The following is a 20,760-nucleotide window of genomic DNA, read 5'->3' on the forward strand; positions in this document are numbered from 1 at the left end:
ACACGTATTAATCATATAAATGGAGATCCCAGCGATCCCCGCAATATGGATCACTTGGTGAAATCCCTTTGAAGTCACTTTTGCCTGTTAATTTATCGACTAACACATTTATTGTGGCTTCATTATCTGAATAAGCATTAATAAAGGTCGACACAAATGGAACATCAATTAAATGATATGGATTTGCTAAGGAAATAAAGACCGTAGGAATATCTGTCGAGAACCACGGTGAATCAAGTGCGATAAATGGGTTCCAATTTAAACGAACATGCGTCCTGTTGCTCTTTGTTCTTTCAAGTGCCACGAACAATGCCAGATCAAACTCTTTCTTTAAGCCTTGAAGCGATTGACCAGCTTTTTCTCCACTAAACCTTCTTGTGTCTTGAACGCTGACAGTGAAACCAGATTGTTCAAGAGTCCGTGCCAATTGCTTGATCACTGACTCATCACTTGTTACTCCAAGTGGCATTAAGTAAATGCTCTTATATTTTTGCGATGTCACTGGTAGCAAATTTTCCCGATCACGAACAAGTGTAATACTGTTATCTGCAAGATCTTTCGCTGCTTGCACATGTTCATGACAGTGAATATTGTTTAAAGCTGTCACATCTGGAACAAGTACTTCTTTCTTATGCAATCCAAGTGAAGCTTTAACACCAAGTATTCTTCTAACTGCATCATGTAGTCTTTCTTCTGTCACTAGACCAGATTGCAGCCCTTGACGCATTGACTCTATATCTTCATCATAATGACGGGTAAAAAGAATCATATCACAGCCTGCTGCAACTGCAAGTGGAAGGGCATGCTGGCGTTTTTCATCAGTAGCAAACGCCACCATTGGTGTAGCATCAGTTATAATTAATCCGTTAAAACCTAGTTCTTCTCTTAATAAATCTTGAAGTAATTCAGGAGATAGAGTAGCTGATTTCAACTGCTTATCTGGTACGCCTTTCTTTCGAGAATATGCTGGGAAAGCAATATGTCCAACCATAACAGAATGTACACCTTCTTCGATCAGTTCACGATAGATCTTACCGTAGGAAGCCATCCATTCATCGACTGACAAGGTATTATAGGTCACATGCAAGTGTTGATCACGTTCATCCATGCCATCCCCGGGGAAGTGCTTGATCGACACGGCTCCACCTGATAGATCAAACCCTTTTTTATAAGCTTTGCCCATGCGCAAGACTCGCTCGTAATCAGATCCAAATGTTCTCACGTTTGTAATGGGATTACGCCAGTTATGATCGATATCTACGATTGGAGCAAAAGCCCAGTTTCCGCCTACTGCGGCAGCTTCTTTTCCAGCGATTGCTCCTAATGTATAGGCTGACTGCTCATCATCTGTTGCGGCAACTTGTAACGGTTTACCGTAAAAAGTCCCCTCTTCAACTAATCCATTTCCTCCGTCTTCTAAGTTAGCAGCTAACAGTAAAGGAATATGACTGGCATCTTGTAAAACTCTATGTGCAGACTGAATGATTTTCCCAGGCAATGGACGGAACATGACAGCTCCCGGTTTATATTTGTCAACCCAGTTTTTTAGAAAATCCGGGTCTGGATTAGATCCAAGGGGTGCAAATAAGTGGCAGATTTTCTCTTCTGTACTCATCTTTTCGAGCGTGTCTTCCACCCATTGCATATCTTGTTCTTGTAAATGATAAGGTTTACTTCTTAAATCAACTAATTGTTTTGTTTTTAACATCATTTTTCTTCCCCCAGGCTATTGATGACTTCATTGATTTCGAGAAGTATTTTGTCAATCTGATGAACACTTAAGCCTGTTTCCGGCGTCACTTTACATTCTCTAAACGTTAACCCTTTTATCATTTGGAATGCTGCTTGAGGAGGCATTTCTCCATGCATAAAATTCGTTAAGTTTTTCTCCAATAAAGCTTTTGCTTTCGGATAATAAATCAACTCACCGATTACACTCTCTTCTGTCATTAATTTTTGTTTAAGCTGATGAATGTAAAATTCAAACTGATAACTACCTGATCCTAAAGTGATCTTTGTATCGCTTATGGCATCACCATCCAAAGTGATGTTAGCAGAGTGAGGTGGCAGCTTAATTTCCGCTTCAGTATTAACTGGGATTAAAACCTTTAATGTCACAAAGCGGTCTTCAATCTTCCACTCACTAGAAACCGGTCCATATAGCGTTTCATAACTCGCCTTTACATGCTTCATTCCTAAAGGAGAGATATTGGGAGCAATGTTTATTTTTTTATAACCTGGCACTGCCTCATCGAATGTTATGCCGGCAATCGAACGGTACATCCATTCCGCTACTGCACCATAAGCATAATGATTAAACGATGTCATCCCTGCATCATTAAATGATCCATCTGGATTCATGCTGTTCCAACGTTCCCAAATTGTGGTTGCCCCACTTTTGACTTCAAACATCCAAGAAGGATATTCCTCCTGAAGCAGTAATCGCAACGCTGTTTCATGATAACCGTATTGTGACAATACAGAACACAAAAACGGTGTACCCAAAAACCCAGTCGTAAGGTGATAGTCATTAGCAACAATCATTCGATGAAGTTCGTGTGCTGCCTTTTGTGCTGCATCCCCCTGCAGCAGTTTAAATGCCAGAGGAATAATATAACTCGTTTGTGTTCCTCCAATTATTTTTCCATTCGGTGTTGTAAACTCTGCTTGAAAATCGGAAACTATTCTTTCATAAAGTAATTCATATTCTTCTGCGTCATTTTCAAACCCTAAAACATCTGCTGTTTTTGCTAATATTTCGGTCGAGTATGCATGGAATGCAGTTGCAATCAAAGGGATAGGTGTTGCTCCAATCGGAGAATCTGGATCTCCATCAAGTGCTAACCAATCACCGAACTGAATCTTCGCTTCCCATACTGTTTCGTTTGTTGCTAAACTTCTCACTTTTTCAACCCAAGCTTTCATGCTTTCATATTGCTCAGCAAGTATCGATTTATCGCCATAAACTTGATATAGAGTCCACGGAATAATGGTAGCCGCATCATTCCAACCTGAGGATACCGTATCCCCGGATAAAACGTTTGGAATCACAAATGGGACTTGCCCATCAGGTTTTTGATCGACCTTTAAATCAGACAACCATTTTTTAAAAAATAATAACCCTTGATAATTATATAAGGCTGTTCCGATAAAAACTTGGGCATCCCCAGTCCAGCCAAGTCGCTCATTTCGTTGTGGACAGTCTGTCGGAACATCTACAAAATTACCTTTTTGTCCCCAAACGATATTATGTTGTAATTGATTGACCATAGGGTTATCTGTTGTAAATTCACCAGTTTGTTTCATATCTGAATGAATCACTTCACCCACAAATTGATCTAAAGGTAAATCTTTTGCCGGGTACCCTTCTACTTTCAGATAGCGAAAACCTTGGAATGTAAAAGACGGTGCATATGTTTCTTCCCCATCACCTTTCGCAATATAAATTACCTGTTGTTTCGCTTCACGAAGATTTTCTGTATAAAAATTACCATCCTGATCTAAAACTTCTGCATGTTTTAATGTGATTTTTGTTCCTTCAGGTGCGGTAACACTCATTCTTATTCGTCCAACCATGTTTTGCCCCATATCTAATACCTTTTCACCTTTTGGTGTTAAAATATATGATATTGGTTTGATTTTCCCAGTTACTTTGACAGGTTCGTTTTCTTGTGCGACTAGCTTTGTACTTGGTTCTTTAGCACAGTCTACTGGAATCCACTGTTCATCATTGAAATTAGCTTCACTCCAGTTTGTTGCAAGCCTGGCATCATAGGTTTCACCGTTATATATACTCGCTGAAACAAAAGCACTTTTCCCTGACTTCCAACTTTCATTAGTCGTAAAAATTTCTTTCATTCCATCTTCATAAACAACATGCAACTCAAGGAGAGCAGACAATTTTTTACCATACTCATATGGTTGATCAAAACCCATTCCTTTGTACCAGCCTTCAGCTAAAATGATGCCAAGCGCATTTTTACCTATGACTAACCTGCCTGTTACATCATAAGTCTGATATTGTAATCGATGATGATAACTCGTCCAGCCTGGCGTTAATAAAGCATCATCTAGCTTACTTCCATTAATATGAAGTTGATAAATTCCTAAAGCAGTCGCATAAACACGGGCAGATTTTATTTTTTTGTTCAATGAAATAGTATTTCGCAAGGCAAAAACTTCTTCTGGAGCTTGTTGATATTTCGGTGTAACCCACTTTGCTGTCCATTCTGTTTTTTTAAAAAATGCAGTTTCAAACCAGTCACTCGTACTCCAATCAGAATACCTATTATAGTTATCTGAGATTCTCACTTTATAATAATACCGAGTAAAAGATTGTAAAGGCTCACCATCATATTGGATTTGAACACTTTCATTTTCTATTTCTTCAGAATCCCAAACTAAGTTGATAAATTGAGGATCAGTAGCTACTTTTATATGATACGAACATTGCTTTGTATTTCTTTTATCAGATGTACTTGTCCAGCTAAACCTTGGTCTACTTTGATCCGTACCTAAAAGGAATTGTTGATATTCACAAGTCAGATGACTAACCTTTAACATTCTAAATGACTTCCCTTCCGTCTCTGGCTTACTAATATTTTAGCAAAATAATTTTTTACTAATAATCATGAAATAAAAGAAATGGTTTACTCGAATCAAAGATAATTGAGTTAAAAGTTTACATTTCCTCGTTAGCCCTTCTTTGCTTAATTTCTTCTAGTGCTTCTTGACGTATTCTCCCTGAAAATTTATTAAATAAAATTGGAATAGCAGAAATGACAGCGATTACAGCCGGAACAAGCGTAAATCCTAAATAAATACCATCAAGTGTTGTAGCTGATTGAGTAGTAGATCCAGCCTTATAACCGATAGCTGTTAATATTAAACCGGTTAGAAAACCAGCAATTGCGCCTTGAAATTTACTAATAAATGCTTGTACAGCAAAAGAAATCGCTTCAAACCGATTACCTGTTTTCCATTCACCATAGTCAATCGCATCTGTAATAAGTAGTGAAATCACCGTTGTATTAATTAGATTAAAAAATAATACTAAACCATTTAAAATAAAAACAACAGTTAAATTCTCGTAACCAACTAGCAATAATATAATTAATGTCACTGCACTTGCCAAAGAACTAACAAAAAATACATGCTTCTTTTCAAATCGATTTGTTAAAAATGGCACAATGACAGGAATAAACGGAATTATAAGTAATGGCGGAATGTTTAACATAGCCATGTATCCAACATTGCCTAAATTGTTAACCGCAAAATAAATTGATAATCCTTGGGATATCGGCATAGCTAAAAAGAGTAATGCTGTCAATAAGGCTAATTGTAATGGGCGATTCATCTTTAGATATGATAGTGTTTGTTTTAAACTGATACTCTCCCCTTTCGATTTGATCCTTTCCTTACAAACAAACGTCATCACCAGCATGAACACTAAAGCTAAAACAGAAGCCATAATAGCTAAATTAGAATAACCTCTTCCTGGGCTGATACTATCTATTTTTGCAACAATCGGACCACCAGCTAACATTAATAGAATCATACCTATCAAAGTCGAAACCCTTGCAATCGAGACAAGTCTTGTACGCTTTGTTTCATCTTGTGTCATGACTGTAGAAAAGCTCCAATATGGTACATCAAAGAAAGTAAACGCAAATCCCCATAAAAGATAAATGACCGACATATAGGTTATTTTACCTACATCTGATAAATCAGGTCCATTGAATAACAGCACAGTTAGAATGACCCAAACGATACTGCTTACTAGTAAATAAGGTCGAAACTTGCCATACTTTGTTCTCGTTTTATCAACAATAATTCCAGCAATTGGATCAAAAATTCCATCAACAATCTTTGCTACAAAAAATATAGTACCCACTGCTAGAGCTGAAATACCAAACACGTCTGTAGCATAAATCATTAAATAAACATTTACGAGTCCGGATAAAAGTGAATCTGCAAAACCCCCACCAATGTATGAAGCTGTTTCTCGTTTTCTCAGAGTCGTTTTCTGAGTTTTTTCATAATACATATCATACTTTCTAGCCGTTTCCCCCATTTTCAGCACTCCTTTTTAGGAATATTAACTTATAAATATAATGTTACAATCATATGATAGCAAGCGTTTTCATATGGTGCGATAGTAAAAACAAAGGGATGTATTGCTCAAATCAAAGATGTATAAACAAGGTCAAACGGAGGAGTTTTTATGGGTTTTCATCAACTTACTAAGAAGAGTGGCTTACGCCTCATTTTAACAGGAAAGATAGATTTATGACTAGCCCTTACCAAGAAATGAACTCCCAAATTCCAACGTCAACCGTTATACCCCTAATTGAGAAAGCAACCAAACCCAAAACCAACAGAAATCGTTCACTTCTGCTAGCCACAGAAAAAAAGAAGCAATAGCAAACCGATAAGCCAATTCACTACGCTATGTTAGATATGGCAGGGTCTTGGGTATTACGATACTTGAAGAGTCCGATAAGATATGAAAGGAACTTTGGGTACGTGGGTAAAATATTCCCGCAAAAGATCTATCTTACATTTTTGAAAGACTTTATACAGGAGATGCCTCTCGAAATGACGAATTAAAGGGAAGTGGCTACGGGCTACGGCTTAAATATCACGAAACAATATGGTGATATTTACATTTGTCTAACAGGACTAGTATAGAAGGGGAGAGACTTGATCATGGGGACGTATATTTTATCAATTGAAAAAGCTTTTTTATCCTTTCCATTTGTGGCTGCCATTCTCACCATTCCATTTTTAATATTTAACTATCGAAGATATGGGTATATTAATAAATTCCGTGTATTTATAACCTATTCCTTCGTATTATATTGTATGATTGCCTTGTATCTCGTCATTTTACCTTTTCCCTCAACAAGGGATACTTGTTCTTTGCAATTACCATATACAGGATATTATAATTTTGTACCTTTTATTTTCATCTATGATTTTTTAAAGGAAACGAATGTACAATGGAACGTTCCATCAACATACCTCCATATGTTGACTGAGAGAGCTTTTCTTCAAACGGTATTTAACTTTCTCCTATTGTTGCCCTTAGGTATTTATGTAAGATATTATTTCAATCGTAAAAAAGTTTGGGCGGCTGCAATCGCTGGCTTTTTTGTCTCTTTATTTTTTGAAATTACCCAAGTAACAGGCATATATGGATATTATAATTGTCCTTATCGACTATTTGATGTGGACGATCTTATCCTCAACACGAGTGGTACAATGGCAGGCTTTTTGATTGCTCCGATTTTTCTTTATCTTTTTCCAAGTAAAGATACGTTAGACGTTGGAGTAGATTTAGAAGAAAAACCAGTTTCACTCATACATCGATTCTTAGCTTTTTTCTTTGACATGATCATAGTAAATGCGGTGATCTTATGGATTCATCTTGCGTTCGGCCTTCAGACATCCGGATTTATCTATTTCCTAGTTGTATTTTTCGGTGTTTATTTTGTTTATTTCATTGTCTTTGTTTTCCTAACAAACGGCAAAACCATTGGAATGTATATTGTTAAATTAAAGGTTTATGGACGATCCGGAAGGCTTCGTTTTAAAGAGATATTCATTAGAAATGGGTCTCTTTATTTTGGCTATATGTTCTTGACTTATTTTCCGCTTTATACAGTTACAGGAGTAGGAATGGACCCGATGGCTCAATTTTTAGGAGTCGTGTTTATCTTCATGATTCAAATTCTATTCTACTCCCATTTTATTTGGAGAGTGATCCAGCGGAAAAGAATATTTTATTATGAACTTCTAAGTGGTACTAGGATCAAACGACAAAGGAGGAGGTAGTCTACCTTAATACGGTTTTGAATGCCTCAACAGCGGTTCCATGGTGAGTTGAAAGCTCACGGTACGTGTCGTGGATTTCAACTCATGCATTTCCCGATTGACAATAGATGAGAGAAAGCATCACGCATTTTGAAAGGGACTGTTTTGATCTTCAAAAGCGGGCTAGATTCTGGAGTAACATCAGTAGATTTTTAATAAATTCATATTTAGTTCAATATGTTATCTTTTTACCTCTGAGTTTTTTATCATACACCTCATATTTCCTAGTTTACCCCCACTCTCAGCACTCTTTTTAGAAATATTAATTTATAAATATCATGTTATAATCATATAATAACAAACGCTTTCATCTTTTACGCTAGTATAACGGCTCAAAAGGAGGAGCTTTAATGAATTCTCACCAGCTTAGACAATATTTGCTCTCCCAACAAACAACACATAAGATGGAGGACTTTGATAAAATCATTCCCCATGAAAAGGTCATGATTCATGGTAAAGAAGTCTATTTATTTAACCATACCATTGATACATGTAATCATACTTTTATAGAAGATAGTATTGTTATAACCCAACAGCCTTTTGATTCACCTATACCGTTTCATTTACACGAATTTATAGAACTTATCTATGTTTATCAAGGAAAATGTAAAGTTATTCTTCATGATCATTTTGTGGCATTAACTGAGGGAGAGTTAGTTCTTATTGATAAGAAAACACCACATGCTATTGAAAAAACAACTCAAGAAGATATTGTTTTAAATATTACACTAAAAAAAGATTATCTATCTCCAGGATTTTTAAGTAGACTTTCTTCACAGAGTATTATTTCTAATTTTTTAGTAGATTCATTAATGGAGAATCGCCAAAACAATCGATTTTTAGTTTTTAATTCAGGGAAGAATCGAAAAATCGTTGAGGTTATTAATAACATTATTTGTGAATACTTCGATAAACGCATTTATTTCGATGAAATCATAAACTCTTATTTGATTATTTTGTTTTCCGAATTAATTAGAGAAGATGAGATCAAACAAAAGTATATTACGAACAACGACACAAAAAATTATACACTCATTGATTTTTTACAATACATTGAAAATCATTATCGAGACTGCACACTTACGCAAATGGCCAATCATTTTAATTTTCATCCGAATTATTTATCAAATTTATTAAAAAAAGGGACTGGAAAGTCATTTAAAGATTTGTTACAGCTTCAAAAGATGAGTAAAGCAGCCATGATTCTTGTAAACTCAGATTTACCCATTCCAGATATAGTAGAGGAAGTTGGCTATTCTAGTGTCACTTTCTTCTATAAAAAATTTAAAGAAATCTTTAACATAACACCAAGCGATTATCGCAAAGAGAACAAAAAAATATCTATAAAATAAGCCTTTCAGGGGGTTTTACAAAAACAAAAATCTGCACTGGACTACCGTCGTACGGGTCCATGCAGATCTTTGTTGAACTATAATTTTTTTATTTTCTCTGCCGTCATGTCTGTTAATGATGCAACTTTGAGTGTTGCGAGTGTGTTCCCAATGTTGTCTCCAACTCCTACAACCTTCATACCAGCTGTAAGGGCAGCTTCTACACCAGCACTTGCATCTTCAATGACGATGCATTGCTGTGGTTCTTCCTTTAAACGTTCTGCAGCGAGTAAAAATACTTCTGGATCAGGCTTGCTTTTCTTAATATCATAACCTGAAACAACAGCATCAAAATGAGGTGTGAGCCCTAGCTTCTCCAAGATTAAAACTGTATTTTTGCTAGATGAACCAATTGCAAGTTTCATCCCTGAATTCTTTAAGTCTTTTAATAAATCGTTTACCCCAGGAAGAATATCGAAAGCAGTTAACTTCTGAATGTTGGAGACATATACTTTATTTTTCCTTGTAGCTAACTGTTCTTTTTCCTCCTGTGAGTAAATTCGACTAGCATTTTCAAGTAAAATATCTACACATTCTATTCTGCTTACACCACGTAGTCTTTTATTTATTTCTTTGTTAAAAAGAATTTCTTCTTGGTCACATATTTCCTTCCATGCTTCGAAGTGATACAAATCAGTTGAGACAATAACACCGTCTAAATCAAAGATTACAGCTTTCATGAAGACCCTTCTTTCTAATGAGACTTTACTTCATCTTAAAAAGGTTGGGTGTCAATTGTAATAGTCAAAACAAAGAAGTTCTTTGCTCATTTAAAAGATTTAATTAATCTGTAGCTAATGTTAAGTTTTCTTTTTCTCGTTTAATAAATTTAATAAAAATAAATCTTACGAATGGTCCCATCACAATTAATTGTAGTGGAAATGCTACAATAAAGTTTTTAAGATAAATCATGAGGTACATTTCAAACATTCCTTGACCGTTTAGGCCATTAGACATCATAAACGTAACAAGACCAAAAATGGACATAAAAAAAACCATTCCTAGTACCATGAAAATCGACATAGATAACACGACAAATAGCTTTTTAGATGGATCAAAGGGTAATTTAAAGGTAATCGCTTTTGCAGCAGGACCTACGAGAAATAAGTCGAGAATAAGTGCGATACAAAAACCAATAAAGACCTCCAAGATGATATTCCCCACTGACATATGGCCAATTTGCTCATTGATCACAAGGTTGTAGCTGGCCATCACAAGAACCATTCCGAAACACATGATGACCCCAAATATTAAACTTTCTTTCTTCGTTGTTGGCATATTTATTCACTATCTCCTTTCATATATTTTGTAAGTATAGCAAGCAGAAAATCTTTCATGTAAGTGACGATTTTGTGAACGTTTCGCAAAAAAATGTTTCGTTAGAAAGATCAGTAGGAAGACAAGTAAACGTGCAATCTCTACATTTCCACCATCTTCTATTTAAATGACGCACTTGACCTGCTACTTTAAGATTTTTTTAATCATCTTGTTCATGATGCCGTCTGCTTGATAACCTTTAAGGATATCGATCACTTTTTTCATTGGAACGCTATCCTTTGGAAGACCTTGAATTTCTGCCAACTTTGCTTTCACGTCTGTTTTGGTTGGAACTTTGTTATTCATATACTGATCAACAAGATACTTTTCCAGTTTGCCTGTTTCTTCTGCAGAAAGTCCATACTTTAAGATCACAACATCTCTTGTCGTGAAATCGGGCGCAAGATGTTCATAATGAAACAATTGCATTTTTCATATGCATCAAGCTTGCCGCAAACTCCTCTCTTTCTTTGTCTAACCCCCTATACAATTTTATTTCTATTCGGTCATAAAGTTTGAGGACATAACGAAGTATATCAAATGTAAGAGAAAACGCTAACAAAAAAACGCTAAAGGTGCCATTTGAATCACGTTTAAATTCTTTACTTGGTCGGCGTAAGGGTTGTCTTGCTCATTTAAAGCCCAAACGTGTGTGAAATGTTTGTATTTTTCATCGTTGATTAACAATTTAACTTTTCTTGACCTTGTTTGTCCATTCCTTATACCTCCTTGTTTTTAGTATTACTCACCATTCATTTGAGAAACAAACTAAAACCAACGATCTTATTCCCTAAAGAACTTGTAAATGATTTCGATTGCGGATTGATTAGTCTGTCTCTTTCCTTGCTATTTTCTTCAAAAACAATTCGATCTACAGTTAGAAAGCATATTAAAGATGACAACGATGAGGTTATTCAATCAAATCACCTTCAAGCACCCACACCTTCATCATTAAATTTTTGTAGGAAATTCCTTTGCATTATTCGTATGATAGCATATCTATTCATACTTCAGATAACTTGACATGGAGCCTCAGTGACTGAGAAACTTGAGACATACATTTTTTTCTATTGAAAATGTTATATTATAATTCCTTAAGGAGGTAGGAATCGTGGGTGATATAAAATTATTTCGTTTGAATGATGATACTGTAGAAGAACTACATGGGCAATCAGTAGCGGTTGAAAAATCGTTACAATATATAATAGAAAAGCACTTAGAAACGTTTTTAGGCGTACGCCTTTTAGGTTCCGAATATAGTACGGGTAAACGGCACGCAGGTAGAATCGATACGTTAGGTATTGATGAAAACAATTCACCCGTCATTATTGAATATAAGCGATCAGTTAACGAGAATGTTATCAATCAAGGGTTATTTTACTTAGACTGGTTACTAGACCATAAAGCCGAATTTGAACTAATAGTTATGCGTAAATGCGGACAAGCTGTTTCAGATGCAATTGACTGGAGTAGTCCCCGCTTACTTTGCATAGCAGGAGGTTTTACTAAGTATGATGAACACGCCGTTCAACAAATAAACCGTAATATCGAACTCTATCAGTATAAGCATTACTCAGATGGATTACTCATACTTGATTTAGTTAATGCTACAACAGCACAAACAGTACATGGTGAAGATAAAGATAATTTGACTAATAAGGCGTCTCACCATAATGTAAAGGTCAAAACAGTATCTGAATATTTAGAGCTAGCTAATACAGATCTTAGCGATAGATACGAAAGAATAAAGGATTATATGTTGGCACTTGGCGATGATGTTCAAATAAAAATCCTTAAACATTACATAGCGTTCAAACGTATTAAAAACTTTGCTTGCGTAGAAATCCATCCATCAACGAATAAGGTTATGCTTTATCTAAAAGTTAAGGCCTGTACAATTACGTTAGAACAAGGATTTACCCGTGATGTTACTAATATAGGGCATTACGGTACGGGCGATTTAGAAGTGATTATTTCTAATGACGAAGATATTGAAAAAGCTAAGCGTTTTATAAATATGAGTTACGATATAAGTTAAAGAGAGACGATAATAATGAGAGATATAAACTTTTTTAGCAATCTTTACTTTGGCATGGGTGGAGAGTATCTAGTTATGAGTGACTTCATTATGAGAGGTTTTGAGGCTATAAAAATAACTCCTGACTTTGGTTACGACGTGCTTGTTACGAATAAGCATAAATCTCTATCACAGCAGTTTGAAACAGAAAAAGAATTATATTTACAAGTTAAAACAAGACTTATATATCCTGAGGCCTGTGATACTAAATTAGAAGTTCTTATCGAGAAAAATAACTTTTCTTACTTACTTTCCGATGAAAAAGCTTATCTTGTATCGTTACTGTTAAGGGTGTAATAGTTCATGATTCTTGGTCAGAGGATCCGAGTCAAAGATTCGATTGGAACGCTATGTCTGGAACTCAACGTAAGCTAGACAGAAGCCATTATCAATACTTTAAACCTCATTACTTCATATGGTTAAGCCATTCCGACTTGATCTATTTGCACAAAAATAACTTTACAAGTGAATACAGTATAGAGAATATTCAATATATAAAAATTCGCTATGATACAAATTTTATAATTGATAATAATGGTGAATCTCATGCTCTAGGTGATAGTAGAACACATCTATTTAGTATGACTGATATGGATTTTTGGACTTATAATCATAAAAATCTTTTTATTTAATTATATGAATTAAATTTCAATTAAAAAATCTAACAATTGACTCACTTAATGAATGATTGAAAAAGACAGCTCTATATAAAAATTAGAAACTGTCTTTCTCCTTTTTTTAGTTGTCATTTCATATGTTAAAGTTCTCGGACCACTTCTTCATCCAATAATATCGCTTTTCTCTTCTTCCAATCCGGCAGTAATAAATAAAGCATTTGGTAGAAGGTTTCGCTATCATTGTTGTATTTAAAATGGATCAGTTCGTAGAGAACCTATAGTCAACACAATATTTTTAAACCTGTATTCCTTATTTAGATAATAAATAACCCCAAACCGGAAGTATCAACATTTCGAACATAACTAAACCCATTAAAAGACCATCGTGTTTATCGTCATCGGTTGTTTGATAGCGTCTTATTATAAAGATTATTAAAACTATTACTATGATCCCAATCACAATTTTGAATATTGAAATTAGTTCTATGAAACTACCCTCCCTTTTTTTGGTAGATAAACATTTTCATATAATCCAATTAAATGAAATAATATATTTTATAAATACAAAAACCTATAACTGTTCATTCATCTACTAAAGGCTATAATAATTGATGTTGATCTCCTTTACCATCAGGACACATATAGTCTCTTTTATTTCATGATAAACTTTTTAGTTGATTGCAACTTTTCAAGGTATAAAGCTGTTTAAAAAGATAACTCAATAAAAATGTCCTTAGTGGACAAGTTTAAGTGTTAACAGTTGGAATTATTCTTGCCCGATACAGATAAGTTTCTTTAAAGGAATTTCTTATGCTATTAAACGAAAGCTAGACGACTCATACGTAGAATCATCTTTTTTAAGTATAAACTAGAAAATGTAGATTTCTAGAAATTTTTTACTCAAGTATTAAAAATAATAGACAAAAGTTTTTAAGAAATAATCGCTCTTGAGCCTCGGGCGATTCCCACGTATCAAATAACGATCTGATTTTGATGGTGCTCATATACCCTTTGCTGCTCGGTGTTGCGGAAGTTTTTTAAGGAACTGCTCAATAGACTCATGATAAGCGGGTACGGTAATTTTTCTGGGCGCAAATAAGAACGTCAATGTCAACTTGAAGTCCGAAGTCGCGATGTCGACGGGTATGGCGCCATGGTCGGCATCCGGAAAAACTTTCACCGTTAACAACTCCGGCTTGACCATTTTTTGATACACTTCTTTCGTGTTTTTGTAATCTACATTAATATCATGCGCTCCCAGTATCAAAAGTACTGGTGTCTTGAAATTAGGCAGGTCATCGGTCGAATCTGACAAAAAGTTCTTGCTAGCAAATATCCATCGATCTTTGGTCATCACTCGGTCTTTACGAGCTATTTTTAAATATTCCTCATATGAAGCGTGTTGTTTTAAAAGTTGGTTCACTTCAAGATCGTAGGCCGTTTTCGCTTGAATTTCCGCTTCAGAATATCCTTTCATCTTCATCTCGGCACGTGAATTGTATAATCCTTGCTCAATCCAATTGATCGCGGGCGCCAGCAGTATACTGAATGCAATTGACTCTTCTTTGGCGAGTTTCGGAAGCACCCATCCGCCTTGGCTTGCGCCCCAAGCCCCAATCCGATTCGCATCAATCATCGGCTGCTGTCTTGCCCATGCAATTGCCTGTCTCGCTTCTTCCACTCGATCGTCGATGGTTTGATGCTCCCAGTTGCCTTCCGAACCGTTAATGCCTCGTTTATTTAAAGATAAAGAGGCATAGCCGATGGAAGCCAGCTTCTCCCAGAGGGGTTTGTAGCCATCCCCATGCGTGGAGTCAACAGGTCCGTCACCGTGAACAAATAACACAAGGCCTAATTTTCCCGTATAGTTTTGAGGTAATACAAAAGTTCCAGTCAACTTACCTTGCGGAGTCTGAATTTCTACTTTTTGTTCAACCATATTAAAGTTATGCTGCACCATCATATAAATACCTGCACCGGCTACCAAAAGAACCATGATCAATATCAGGATGAGGATTTTCTTCATGATATGTTGTCCTCCCAAAGTGAAATTTCGTAAGTCTATACGCAGCAGTTAATCCTCAACTTGTCATGCAGTTTATATTTGGCGAATAGAGACAAGTAGATTTTTCAACAAGGATTAGAGGCCTTGTTATCTAAGATTACGTTGTCGCATAGGTGCAGAATGCCTCCATCATGGGTTCAAGCTTAACTTCTCTGAATCAGCGGTAAAAAAAATCGCTAGGCGCCTGTGCTTCAGTACATAAAACATAAAGCAATCATGACCGATCCATCAAAAAAATAATGGACTCGAATAAATTCGAAATGTTTTTGGTCTGGTCAGCCAACAATCTGGCGATGAGCTTCATGCTTTACTTTAATCCATTTCTATCCAACGGATTAAATAGGTCGCTTTCCCTCGTTCGATGTGATAGTAGTCAAGCTGTGAACCAAAGGTTTCAACACTTTTTTGATGAAGCTCTCCGTAAGCCGCAGCAACTCCACGAATGCTGAAAGACAGCGAACAAACTTGGGTTACCTCGATCCAAACACTGAGCAGTAGAATGATTATCGATAATATTGCCTTTTGGCCTTTTCTTTCACGGATACTCTTAGTTTCCAAAGCTCCTGAGCCAATTGAAACGCTTCTTCATCATTTCCTTGTTCAATGGCTATTTTTCGTGCTTTTAATAAAGCATTTGCAGCTGGGGACAAGCCAGGAGCATCCACAATCCATGGTTTAAATTCCTGTTTAAATAAATCCATATCGCTCCAATTATATTGATGTTTTATAAAGGCAGTACCTACTCTACTTTTATTTAGCTCCTGTTTACAACGAAATAATTCCTTCTCATCATGACCTAATAGCACCAATTGTTTTTTATCCATAAATACAAGGGAGATATCTTCTTTTTTGAAGATTATTTCATCGTCTCTAAGTTTCAAGATCACTTTATCATCGTACACCGATGTTTCCAAGCTTTCATGAAAAAAGAAAAGTGTCACGAAAAAGCCTGCAATCAAGCCAAGGATCATGGTCACAATCCCTGCCCATGTTCCATTGTAGGATGCAATGAGTTTTAAGGGTCCTTCAAAAGGGAACCATGGCAAAGAACTACCCCATTTCGCGATCTCTGGAAAAAACCAGCCAACCACTAAACCGATAAGAGGGAAACAAAACCACAAGATCACTTTATCCGTTTTAGAGAAGTTCAATAATGTATGGTGATCGCTCATGTAAAGTCTCCTTTATTACAAAATACACTTGCAATGGTTTGCTTCCATACAGCCTCAACATCTAACTGAATTCCAAACATCGGATAGTTCGATAAATTATCAAGTGTTAATGCCAACACACAGGCTTTCTCACGTAGACCTCTGGAATCCGTCAGACCAAACTGCACACTTTTTTGTAGTAATCGGATAAAGCCTTCAATAAATCCTTCCTGTACGGCTTTAATTTTCAGCTTGTACTCTTTATTATGTGAAGATTCTCGATTTCCATATAAAAGAAACTCATTTAATACCTGAACAACGAGCATTTGCGTATCTGCGGGTTCTTCAAGCAGTAATTGCAAGCCATCATCCATCAACTTCTCCATAAAATTGGCTTTCGTATACTTTTGAACATGAAAGTATTTTTCGAAACTATATCCTTCTAAAATCCAAACGAATACAGCATCTACGAGTTCTTCTTTCGAAGCATAATAATAATAGATGGATGGCTTTTGTATGCCTACAGCATTAGCAATCATGGAGAGGGATGATTTTTCAATCCCATACTGCCCAATTAACCAGATGGTCGTTTCAAGAATTTTTTGTCGTGTTGCTTCACTTTTACTCATTTTCTCACCTTTTTCTACCTAACGATAGTTAGATAATAGCGTTTAATTATGTAATCTGTCAAGCCACAAATCACAATAAAGTCTTGATAATCATCCCGTTTGACGCTTTGAGACTTAACAGCTTAACAAACCAGACAACGGTGGCAAGCAGGATTGCAATTCTCAGGAGTAACGCTTAATCTGGTGTACAAGTTATTCCATTGTGGATCAAACGAAGCTTATACACCAAAACAAGGCATCGCTGTACGCATAAGATCATAAAAAATATTTCAACAATACACCTTTGGTCAGCCCTAAGGTCAAGTGTTTTGCAATGAAACAGGAAATAAAACAGCAGAGCATTTTGATGATTCTGAGAAAATATCACTGCTGTGATGCGCCCGAACAATCATCACAGGTGACTTGGGCTGCCACTAACTCCATCAAGTGCACAATAGATAGACTATTAATCAAAATGGTTAAATATCAAACAAATAATTGAAGGAACCGAACAATTCATTACATTGTCAATTAACTAAAGAGATTTCCGAATTCCATATCTGTATTTCAAATTTGCGTGGCGATCGAATATCATTAAACAACTTTTGCCTTTCAAACATCCCACAAATGCTGACACACTTATCTTTGGTGAAATGCTCACTAACATATGGATATGATCTTAACACGCTGTTGCTTCAATAATTTCGACTTCTTTTCTTTCACATAAAGTTCGAAGTATTTCTTCAATATCTTTTTCGATTTTTCCATATATGACCTATCTTCTGTACTTCGGCGCAAATACGATATGATACTTACAGTTCCATCTTGTGTGTGCTAGCCTTTTGACATCAAAACTCCTCCGCTTGCTCATATTTTGGTTGGCGGACCAAAAATATTTTAGCACTCTGGGGGAGTTCTTTTAATACAACGCTGAAAGCTTATTGGAACCCTTGGCCTAGGGTTTTCTTTTCCACAAAAAAACTGCCTCTTGGCAGCACTCTCATTTGATTAATCCGTTTTGTTTTAACACTTCTTTTTGCCGTTTTCCTTTGTTCGTCACATAGTTATTTTTAAACCAAGCCACAATTGAAGTAATGATGGTAAACACTGTAGAACCCACTTTATATAAAGCATCTGCCAGCGTATTGACTTGATCTTCACTGATTGGCAATGCTCCCTTTCCAAACATGATCAAAGTTTGGTTAATAAGTGCAATAAAAAGAAGCACCGACCGTATGACTGTCCCTATATCAGTATTTTTCATTTTTTCAACTCCTATTTTAAACTTTTTATTTAAACTAACTTATCAATGACATCATATTATTCTCTTCATTTGGCTAACACATCATTTTGAGCCTCAATCTGCGAATTAAGCTTGCTTTCTCTTTCTTTTGTTGTATTTAATATATAGAACGAAATCCAACAAAAAAGAACCGCGAACAGTCCTTGTGTAATAAAATATTTGAGTTAGATCTACTTCCAAACTTATACAAACCACATAATACTTCATACAATCAAAGAGCTTCATGAATCGAAATGAAAATGAGACAGTAAATGTTTTTAATGAGGATCGACTGAGGAGATGGAAATTGTTTAAGAAATTTAGGAGGCGCTTGTGCAAAATTTGTGCATGAAGATTTCAAATCATACCTTCTTTTATCTGTTTCTTCATAAATAAAAAACGCACACAAATGTTGAGATATCAACGTTTGTGTGCGTTTCAAAAACTTGTCAGCTCTTAAAAAGAGCAAAGGATACCGGTGGTCGGGGTCGAACCGACACTCCTTACGGAACACGATTTTGAGTCGTGCGCGTCTGCCAATTCCGCCACACCGGCATGTGTGAGCTATGGTGCCGAGGGCCGGACTTGAACCGGCACGGTAGTCACCTACCGCAGGATTTTAAGTCCTGTGTGTCTGCCAATTCCACCACCCCGGCAAGGGCTAAAAGGCGACACCCGGATTCGAACCGGGGATAAAGGTTTTGCAGACCTCTGCCTTACCACTTGGCTATGCCGCCATTTTAAAGAAATTGGAGCGGAAGACGGGATTCGAACCCGCGACCCCCACCTTGGCAAGGTGGTGTTCTACCACTGAACTACTTCCGCAACTGAAAACTGGGCTAGCTGGATTCGAACCAGCGCATGACGGAGTCAAAGTCCGTTGCCTTACCGCTTGGCTATAGCCCAATATGATCTCATAAAAGGGCGATTGATGGGAATCGAACCCACGAGTGCCAGAGCCACAATCTGGTGCGTTAACCACTTCGCCACAACCGCCATACATTCTAATATACTAATTGGCAGGGGCAGTAGGAATCGAACCCACACCGGAGGTTTTGGAGACCTCTGTTCTACCGTTAAACTATGCCCCTAATATAATGGTGGAGGGGGACGGATTCGAACCGCCGAACCCTGAGGGAGCGGATTTACAGTCCGCCGCGTTTAGCCACTTCGCTACCCCTCCGAAAAACAGTGCCGGCCAGAGGACTTGAACCCCCAACCTACTGATTACAAGTCAGTTGCTCTACCAATTGAGCTAGACCGGCGAAAGGTGGCTCGGGACGGAATCGAACCGCCGACACACGGATTTTCAGTCCGTTGCTCTACCAACTGAGCTACCGAGCCGTATATTCAAATTTATATGGCGGTCCGGACGGGACTCGAACCCGCGACCTCCTGCGTGACAGGCAGGCATTCTAACCAACTGAACTACCGGACCATAAAAATTTGGTTGCGGGGGCAGGATTTGAACCTGCGACCTTCGGGTTATGAGCCCGACGAGCTACCGAACTGCTCCACCCCGCGATATTATTTTTTAAGTTATGGTGGAGGATGACGGGCTCGAACCGCCGACCCTCTGCTTGTAAGGCAGATGCTCTCCCAGCTGAGCTAATCCTCCGAAGCACAGGACGTGCAAGTGCATGCGTTGCAACAGGACGTTGCGCTCTTAGCATACCTTCCGTTTTAGTAACGTATTACAAAACGTGTTACCTATGCACTCTGCATATATATTTAATCATGCTGTCCCAAGAATGGTGACCCGTACGGGATTCGAACCCGTGTTACCGCCGTGAAAGGGCGGTGTCTTAACCGCTTGACCAACGGGCCTAATATATTTTAAAAGTGGCGGAGAGCAAGGGATTCGAACCCTTGAGACGGAGTTGACCGCCTACACGATTTCCAATCGTGCTCCTTCGACCACTCGGACAGCTCTCCAATGAATGGCTCCGCAGGTAGGACTCGAACCTACGACCGATCGGTTAACAGCCGATTGCTCTACCACTGAGCTACTGCGGAATGAAATGGAGTCTGCCTGGCGATGTCCTACTCTCACAGGGGGAAACCCCCAACTACCATCGGCGCTGAAGAGCTTAACTTCCGTGTTCGGCATGGGAACGGGTGTGACCTCTTCGCCATCATCACCAGACAATTTAGTGACAAAATTTATTATACTATGCATTTTCAAAAAAGCAAGTATTTTTTTGAAAAATTGTTCTCTCAAAACTAGATAACGTGTAATAAACCATTCACAAATCATTTTAGGTTAAGTCCTCGATCGATTAGTATCTGTCAGCTCCATGTGTCACCACACTTCCACCTCAGACCTATCAACCTGATCATCTTTCAGGGATCTTACTTCCTTGCGGAATGGGAAATC

Annotated in this window: 16 protein-coding genes, 16 tRNA genes, 2 rRNA genes and 2 pseudogenes; 4 read left to right on the forward strand and 32 right to left on the reverse strand. The window is 37.2% G+C overall.

The window, feature by feature from the left end; all coding sequences use genetic code 11:
• Positions 1–7: 7 nt before the first annotated feature.
• The 3 genes from PDT38_RS07070 to PDT38_RS07080 all read right to left on the reverse strand — a co-directional run bounded on the left by PDT38_RS07070 (position 8) and on the right by PDT38_RS07080 (position 6,073).
• The gene (locus PDT38_RS07070) at positions 8–1,711 is read right to left on the reverse strand and encodes a glycoside hydrolase family 3 protein (RefSeq protein ID WP_270800048.1); all 1,704 of its coding nucleotides are present in this window, start codon (positions 1,709–1,711) and stop codon (positions 8–10) included.
• Entirely contained in the window at positions 1,708–4,563 is a 2,856-nt protein-coding gene (locus PDT38_RS07075; RefSeq protein ID WP_270800049.1) for an alpha-L-rhamnosidase, read from the reverse strand. Before PDT38_RS07075 ends, PDT38_RS07070 begins: the two co-directional genes overlap by 4 nt.
• A 118-nt stretch (positions 4,564–4,681) precedes the next feature.
• Positions 4,682–6,073: an MFS transporter gene (locus PDT38_RS07080; protein WP_270800050.1), complete on the reverse strand. Its 1,392-nt coding sequence runs from the start codon at positions 6,071–6,073 to the stop codon at positions 4,682–4,684.
• A 635-nt stretch (positions 6,074–6,708) separates the two neighbouring features.
• Here PDT38_RS07080 and PDT38_RS07085 point away from each other — a divergent pair.
• Both PDT38_RS07085 and PDT38_RS07090 read left to right on the forward strand, forming a co-directional pair.
• Positions 6,709–7,836: a VanZ family protein gene (locus PDT38_RS07085; RefSeq protein WP_270800051.1), complete on the forward strand. Its 1,128-nt coding sequence runs from the start codon at positions 6,709–6,711 to the stop codon at positions 7,834–7,836.
• Between the two features lie 389 nt (positions 7,837–8,225).
• On the forward strand, positions 8,226–9,227 hold the full coding sequence (locus PDT38_RS07090) for an AraC family transcriptional regulator (protein ID WP_270800052.1): 1,002 nt from the start codon (positions 8,226–8,228) through the stop codon (positions 9,225–9,227).
• Between the two features lie 77 nt (positions 9,228–9,304).
• Here PDT38_RS07090 and pgmB read toward each other — a convergent pair whose 3' ends face one another.
• The 3 genes from pgmB to PDT38_RS07105 form a co-directional block, all read right to left on the reverse strand.
• Complete coding sequence (pgmB, locus tag PDT38_RS07095) at positions 9,305–9,946, reverse strand: beta-phosphoglucomutase (protein WP_270800053.1); 642 nt, start codon at positions 9,944–9,946, stop codon at positions 9,305–9,307.
• Positions 9,947–10,049: 103 nt separating this feature from the next.
• The gene (locus PDT38_RS07100; protein WP_270800055.1) at positions 10,050–10,544 is read right to left on the reverse strand and encodes a DUF2798 domain-containing protein; all 495 of its coding nucleotides are present in this window, start codon (positions 10,542–10,544) and stop codon (positions 10,050–10,052) included.
• Positions 10,545–10,727: 183 nt separating this feature from the next.
• Entirely contained in the window at positions 10,728–11,012 is a 285-nt protein-coding gene (locus tag PDT38_RS07105) for a hypothetical protein (protein ID WP_270800056.1), read from the reverse strand.
• Between the two features lie 682 nt (positions 11,013–11,694).
• Between PDT38_RS07105 and PDT38_RS07110 the strand changes: the two genes are divergently transcribed.
• Both PDT38_RS07110 and PDT38_RS07115 read left to right on the forward strand, forming a co-directional pair.
• On the forward strand, positions 11,695–12,621 hold the full coding sequence (locus tag PDT38_RS07110; protein ID WP_270800057.1) for a DUF5655 domain-containing protein: 927 nt from the start codon (positions 11,695–11,697) through the stop codon (positions 12,619–12,621).
• 75 nt (positions 12,622–12,696) lie between these two features.
• Positions 12,697–12,957 (forward strand): hypothetical protein, encoded by a 261-nt coding sequence (locus tag PDT38_RS07115; protein ID WP_270800058.1) that lies wholly within the window; start codon positions 12,697–12,699, stop codon positions 12,955–12,957.
• Positions 12,958–13,417: 460 nt separating this feature from the next.
• Here the strand turns inward: PDT38_RS07115 and PDT38_RS07120 are convergent, their stop codons facing one another.
• From PDT38_RS07120 to PDT38_RS07245, 26 genes and pseudogenes are all read right to left on the reverse strand, one after another.
• Positions 13,418–13,540, reverse strand: a complete 123-nt coding sequence (locus PDT38_RS07120; RefSeq protein WP_317134949.1) for a hypothetical protein — start codon at positions 13,538–13,540, stop codon at positions 13,418–13,420.
• A gap of 737 nt (positions 13,541–14,277) precedes the next feature.
• The gene (locus PDT38_RS07125; RefSeq protein WP_270800169.1) at positions 14,278–15,306 is read right to left on the reverse strand and encodes an alpha/beta hydrolase family protein; all 1,029 of its coding nucleotides are present in this window, start codon (positions 15,304–15,306) and stop codon (positions 14,278–14,280) included.
• Between the two features lie 348 nt (positions 15,307–15,654).
• Positions 15,655–15,900, reverse strand: coding sequence for a hypothetical protein (locus PDT38_RS07130; RefSeq protein WP_270800171.1), 246 nt, complete (start codon positions 15,898–15,900; stop codon positions 15,655–15,657).
• Positions 15,846–16,514, reverse strand: coding sequence for a YqeB family protein (locus PDT38_RS07135; protein ID WP_270800059.1), 669 nt, complete (start codon positions 16,512–16,514; stop codon positions 15,846–15,848). The genes PDT38_RS07130 and PDT38_RS07135 overlap by 55 nt, the downstream gene beginning before the upstream one ends.
• Complete coding sequence (locus PDT38_RS07140; RefSeq protein WP_270800060.1) at positions 16,511–17,122, reverse strand: TetR/AcrR family transcriptional regulator; 612 nt, start codon at positions 17,120–17,122, stop codon at positions 16,511–16,513. Before PDT38_RS07140 ends, PDT38_RS07135 begins: the two co-directional genes overlap by 4 nt.
• Before the next feature lie 523 nt (positions 17,123–17,645).
• Positions 17,646–17,972: pseudogene (gene tnpA, locus PDT38_RS07145) on the reverse strand (IS200/IS605 family transposase); the annotation flags it as partial.
• A gap of 129 nt (positions 17,973–18,101) precedes the next feature.
• Entirely contained in the window at positions 18,102–18,365 is a 264-nt protein-coding gene (locus PDT38_RS07150) for a phage holin (protein WP_270800061.1), read from the reverse strand.
• Between the two features lie 68 nt (positions 18,366–18,433).
• A pseudogene (locus tag PDT38_RS19340) lies at positions 18,434–18,584 on the reverse strand (BhlA/UviB family holin-like peptide); the annotation flags it as partial.
• Between the two features lie 272 nt (positions 18,585–18,856).
• A tRNA-Leu gene (locus PDT38_RS07160) sits at positions 18,857–18,938 on the reverse strand.
• 12 nt (positions 18,939–18,950) lie between these two features.
• Positions 18,951–19,039 (reverse strand) — tRNA-Leu (locus tag PDT38_RS07165).
• A 10-nt stretch (positions 19,040–19,049) separates the two neighbouring features.
• Positions 19,050–19,120, reverse strand: a tRNA-Cys gene (locus PDT38_RS07170).
• 13 nt (positions 19,121–19,133) lie between these two features.
• Positions 19,134–19,208: transfer RNA gene (locus tag PDT38_RS07175), tRNA-Gly, on the reverse strand.
• Positions 19,209–19,217: 9 nt separating this feature from the next.
• A tRNA-Gln gene (locus PDT38_RS07180) sits at positions 19,218–19,289 on the reverse strand.
• A gap of 17 nt (positions 19,290–19,306) precedes the next feature.
• Positions 19,307–19,379 (reverse strand) — tRNA-His (locus tag PDT38_RS07185).
• 21 nt (positions 19,380–19,400) lie between these two features.
• Positions 19,401–19,474, reverse strand: a tRNA-Trp gene (locus PDT38_RS07190).
• A 7-nt stretch (positions 19,475–19,481) separates the two neighbouring features.
• Positions 19,482–19,566 (reverse strand) — tRNA-Tyr (locus PDT38_RS07195).
• A 9-nt stretch (positions 19,567–19,575) separates the two neighbouring features.
• Positions 19,576–19,648 (reverse strand) — tRNA-Thr (locus PDT38_RS07200).
• A 6-nt stretch (positions 19,649–19,654) separates the two neighbouring features.
• Positions 19,655–19,727, reverse strand: a tRNA-Phe gene (locus PDT38_RS07205).
• A 17-nt stretch (positions 19,728–19,744) separates the two neighbouring features.
• Positions 19,745–19,821, reverse strand: a tRNA-Asp gene (locus PDT38_RS07210).
• A 9-nt stretch (positions 19,822–19,830) separates the two neighbouring features.
• Positions 19,831–19,907, reverse strand: a tRNA-Met gene (locus PDT38_RS07215).
• An 18-nt stretch (positions 19,908–19,925) separates the two neighbouring features.
• Positions 19,926–20,001: transfer RNA gene (locus PDT38_RS07220), tRNA-Val, on the reverse strand.
• 134 nt (positions 20,002–20,135) lie between these two features.
• Positions 20,136–20,210 (reverse strand) — tRNA-Glu (locus PDT38_RS07225).
• A 16-nt stretch (positions 20,211–20,226) separates the two neighbouring features.
• Positions 20,227–20,318, reverse strand: a tRNA-Ser gene (locus PDT38_RS07230).
• A 6-nt stretch (positions 20,319–20,324) separates the two neighbouring features.
• Positions 20,325–20,399, reverse strand: a tRNA-Asn gene (locus PDT38_RS07235).
• Positions 20,400–20,413: 14 nt separating this feature from the next.
• A 5S ribosomal RNA gene (rrf, locus tag PDT38_RS07240) occupies positions 20,414–20,529 on the reverse strand.
• A 113-nt stretch (positions 20,530–20,642) separates the two neighbouring features.
• Positions 20,643–20,760: ribosomal RNA gene (locus tag PDT38_RS07245) — 23S ribosomal RNA — on the reverse strand; the annotation flags it as partial.

Origin of the sequence: Bacillus changyiensis (assembly GCF_027706145.1) — a bacterium.
Taxonomy (GTDB): domain Bacteria; phylum Bacillota; class Bacilli; order Bacillales; family Bacillaceae; genus Bacillus; species Bacillus changyiensis.